Genomic DNA, 4243 nt, shown 5'->3' with positions numbered 1-4243 from the left:
CGCTGCCCGTCAGCCCGTACATCACGACGATCTCGTTCCTGATCTACCTGGTCTGCCGCGTCATCGGCGCCCGGCGCGATCGCACCACCCGCGCCCTGTAACGCGCCCAGCCGATTCACCGATCCCCTCGATAGACTCGCCGCCATGGTCCAGCGCAATACGTGGCAGCGCGAACGCGTGCGCGAAGCCCTGTCCGGCGCGGGCGGCTTCGTCAGCGCGCAGGCCCTGCACGCCACCCTGCGCGACGAGAACACCGGCATCGGCCTGGCCACCGTGTACCGCACGCTCGCCGGCCTCGCGGCCAAGGGCGACGCCGACTCCCTGCAGAGCCCCGAGGGTGAGAACCTCTTCCGCGCGTGCGAGACCCGCGGACACCACCACCACTTGATCTGCCGCTCGTGCGGCAAGGCCGTCGAGATCGCCGCGACAGACGTCGAGGACTGGGCGAAGCGCACCGCCGCCCAGCACGGCTTCAGCGAAGCCGAGCACGTCGTCGACATCTTCGGCATCTGCACCGATTGCGCCCGCGCCCGGGCTCGCGAGCGTGGCGACGAGTAGTCGCACCGCGGCGCCCTCGCCCCCGCGCACGGGCGCCTCCCGCACCCTCGTCGCGCTCGGCCTGGGTGTCGTCGTGGTCACCGCGCTGTTCCTCGTCGACACGTTCGCCCCCACGTTCTTCGCGCAGCCGCTGCCCACGCGCGCGCAAGACGGTCTGACCCTCGCCCTCAGCGTGCTCATCGAGTCGCTGCCGTTCGTGGTGCTGGGCGTCGTGCTGTCGATCATCGTGCAGGTGTGGGTGCCTCCGGGGGCGATCGAGAGATGGATGCCGCGCGCGCCATGGGCGCGCCGAGCGGTGCTGTCGCTGCTGGGGATGTTCATCCCCGTGTGCGAGTGCGGCAACGTGCCCTTCGCCCGGGGTCTGCTCATGCGCGGCTTCGGGGTGTCCGACACCCTGACGTTCCTGGTCGCCGCTCCCATCGTGAACCCGATCGTCATCATCTCCACGCACGCGGCGTTCGGGTTCAGCGACGGCATCCTGGTCGCGCGCCTGATCGGCGGCTACCTCGTCGCCAACCTCATCGGGTGGCTGTACAGCCGGCATCTGGATCCCGACAAGCTGCTCACCGAGCGGTTCCTCGCCACCTGCGAGATCGTCGTGCAGGAGCGCGGCAACCGCGGTCGGCGCACGCTCGCGCAGTTCGTCGTAGAACTGCGGTCGGTGATGCCGGCGCTCATCATCGGGTCGCTGCTGGCGGGGGCGGTGCAGGTGCTCGTCCCGCGCAGCGCGCTGCTGGCGATCGGCTCCGATCCCGCGCTCTCGATCGCCGCCATGATGCTGTTGGCGATCGTGGTGTCGCTCTGCTCGAACGTCGATGCTTTCTTCGCGCTGTCGTTCGCCTCGACCTTCACGCCCGGCTCGATCGTCGCCTTCCTCGTGGTCGGACCCATCATCGACCTGAAGATGATGGCGCTGCTGCGCACGACCTTCACCACACGGGTCCTCGCCGGGATGACGGTGGTCGTCGTGCTGTTCGCCTTCGCACTCGGAACGGTGGTGAACCTTCTTGTCTAGAACGGGTGCCCTCGCCACGCGCTGGCTCGGCGTGGGGCTGGCGACATGCCTGTCGATCACCACGATCACGCTGTGGGTCACGGGTCGCATGTCGCTGTACATCAACCCCGACTCGGCGTGGTTCGCCGTCGGGATGTCGATCGTCGCGCTCGTCGGGGCCGTCGCCTCGTTCGCACTGCCGCTGGGGGCCGAGGCCGACCACGGGCACGATCACGAGCACGGGCACGCCCCCGCCGCGGCATCCGCCCGCCGTGAGGCGTTCGCGCACGCCGATCACGAGCACGCCGATCCGTTCGACGACCATGATCACGTAGCGCACGATCAGCTCGCCGCGCGTCCGCGCCTGACCCCGGGCGGCATCGCGGCCTTCACCGGCGGTGTGCTCGCCTCGGGTGCCGTGATCGCGGTGCTGCTGACGCCGGCGGCGTCGCTGTCGACCGAACTCGCCGTCTCGCGCGACGTGGGGGCGCCGCCCCTGTTCGCGGGCTCCGACGTCATCACGCTCGCGGCTTCCGGCGACACCACGCAGTTCGGCATCGGCGACTGGTCGGCGGTGTTCGCCCACGCCACCAACCCCGAGACCTTCGACGGCAAGCCGGTCACCCTCACCGGCTTCATCACCCCGGGCGGCGACGGCGCGAGCTTCGACCTCACGCGCCTCGTCATCACCCACTGCGTGATCGACGCGCAGACGGCGCGCCTCCCGATCGCCGCGTCGGTCGACGCCCCCGCGACGGGCCAGTGGGTGACCGTCACCGGCACGGTGCGCTCCAGCGGCGACGGCAGACTCGAGGTGCAGGCCGAGCAGGTGGCATCCATCGACGAACCGGCGGACCCCTATGAGTACTGACTCCCGGCGGTCGCGTTCGCGCGCGCGCCGCGGTCGGGGGTTCGCGGTCGCCTTCGCCGCCGTGCTCGTCGGCCTCGTGGTCGTGGGCGGGATCGGCGGGGTCGTCGCGGTGGCGCAGGGACCCCGCGTCACCGACGTGCAGGTCGACCCCGCGGCCGCGGTCGCGGCATCCGGATCCCGCGTGATCCTGACCACCACGCAGTCACTCGAGACCGTCGACGCCTCGCAGGTATCGGTGGAGCCGGCGACGCCGTTCACCGTCGACACCGCGGGGCGGAGCGTCGGCGTGCGCTTCACCCTGCCGCTGCGCGACGACACCGACTACCGCATCACGGTCGACGGCGTGAGCGGCCTGGGCGCCGGCCCCTCGTCGACATTGACCGAGACCTTCCGCACGCCGCCGTTGCAGGCATACCTGACGCAGCGCGGCACCCCCGAGGGCGACACGATCTTCCGCACCGACCTGCGGGGCGAGGCGGGGTTGCCGGTCTTCGTGCATCCGCACATCGAAGACTTCCGCGCCACCGCGAACCACCTCGTGATCTCGGTGCGCGACGGCGACACCGCCCGGGTGATCGTCACCGATCCCGACGGGCAGAACGCCCGCGACGTCGCGCTCCCCGGCCCCGGTTTCGTCAGCAACCTGCAGTCGGCCGACCGCGGAGAGCGCGTCGGATTCACCTTCTCGGATGCCGACCTGGGCGCCGCCGGAGGGCGCGAGAGCCGACTGTTCACGATGTCGGCCGCGGATGACGCGCCCCCCACGGACGTGGGCTTGAACGGCGGCGACGCGCGCATCGCCGACTACCGCTTCGTGCCCGACACCGACAGCATGCTCGTGCTCACGTTCGATTCGCGGCTGCTCCTCACCGACGCCGAGGGCGGCAACGCGGCGCCGCTCGGCAGCGCGGTCTCGATCGACGGCATCGCCCGCGGCTCGTCGGTCGCGATCGTCGAGCGCCTCGAGGGCCTGCGCGAGGTCGACCTGACCGACGGGTCGGAGCGGCCCCTCGTGCAACCCGTCGATCCGCCGGGCCTCGCCGGGCGCGCCACCCCGGTGCCCGGAACGGATGCGGGCACGATCCGCTCGTTCGCCGACATCAGCGCCGACGGGGTCTCGCGCTCGACCACCGTGGCGCACGTCGACACCGGCGGTGCGGTAAGACCGATGCTCGAGGTCCCCGGCTCCGACACGGTGCTGCAGACGTGCGTCTCGCCGAGCGGCCGGTACGCGGCGGTGCTCATCGCCCCGCGGGCGGTCGACAACCCCTTCGACCGTTATCAACTGCCCCTCCCCGAGCGGCTGCTGACCCACCTGGTGGAGGTCGACACCGGTCAGGAGGTCGTCGCCCTCCAGGGCTTCGACCTGTCGTGGTGCCAGGTGCCCCCGCAGTGACACGTCCGGCGACGCGCGACGACCTGTCGGGGCTGCCCGTCGAGGTGGCACCGCGGCTGCTGGGCGCGTTGTTGGAGACCGTCGTGGGCGGCGAACGCGTGGTCGCGCGACTGACCGAGGTCGAGGCCTATCACGGGCGCGGCACGGGCGACCGGCCCGATCCCGGCTCGCACGCACGCATGGGGCCGACCGCGCGCAACGCCACCATGTGGGGCGAGCCGGGGCGCCTGTACGTCTACCTCAGTCATGGCATCCACTCGTGCGTCAACGTCGTCTGCGGGCCCGAAGGGGTGGCCGGCGGTGTGCTGCTGCGCGGCGGCGAGATCACCGAGGGGGCCGACATCGCCGAGCGGCGGCGACTCGAGCGGCGCGGTGCCGTGCGGTCGGAGCGCGACCTCGCGCGCGGGCCGGGGCGATTCGGCGA

Annotated in this window: 5 protein-coding genes and 1 pseudogene; all 6 read left to right on the top strand. The window is 71.7% G+C overall.

Annotation, left to right across the window (positions count from 1 at the left end):
- Window positions 1-101, top strand: a pseudogene (locus RWP81_RS14770) (metal ABC transporter permease); the annotation flags it as partial.
- A gap of 43 nt (window positions 102-144) precedes the next feature.
- Window positions 145-558 (top strand): Fur family transcriptional regulator, encoded by a 414-nt coding sequence (locus RWP81_RS14765; protein ID WP_055952261.1) that lies wholly within the window; start codon window positions 145-147, stop codon window positions 556-558.
- Window positions 545-1573: a permease gene (locus tag RWP81_RS14760; RefSeq protein WP_314457343.1), complete on the top strand. Its 1029-nt coding sequence runs from the start codon at window positions 545-547 to the stop codon at window positions 1571-1573. The genes RWP81_RS14765 and RWP81_RS14760 overlap by 14 nt, the downstream gene beginning before the upstream one ends.
- Complete coding sequence (locus RWP81_RS14755; RefSeq protein ID WP_314457342.1) at window positions 1566-2423, top strand: TIGR03943 family putative permease subunit; 858 nt, start codon at window positions 1566-1568, stop codon at window positions 2421-2423. Before RWP81_RS14760 ends, RWP81_RS14755 begins: the two co-directional genes overlap by 8 nt.
- Entirely contained in the window at window positions 2413-3819 is a 1407-nt protein-coding gene (locus RWP81_RS14750) for a hypothetical protein (RefSeq protein WP_314457341.1), read from the top strand. Before RWP81_RS14755 ends, RWP81_RS14750 begins: the two co-directional genes overlap by 11 nt.
- Window positions 3816-4243: DNA-3-methyladenine glycosylase (locus RWP81_RS14745; RefSeq protein ID WP_314457340.1), on the top strand; the 428-nt coding region annotated here is incomplete at its 3' end. The genes RWP81_RS14750 and RWP81_RS14745, both read left to right, overlap by 4 nt.

Origin of the sequence: uncultured Microbacterium sp., from assembly GCF_963521695.1 — a bacterium.
In the GTDB taxonomy this organism is placed as follows: Bacteria; Actinomycetota; Actinomycetes; order Actinomycetales; family Microbacteriaceae; genus Microbacterium.
This window is presented reverse-complemented; position numbering and strand designations above follow the sequence as displayed.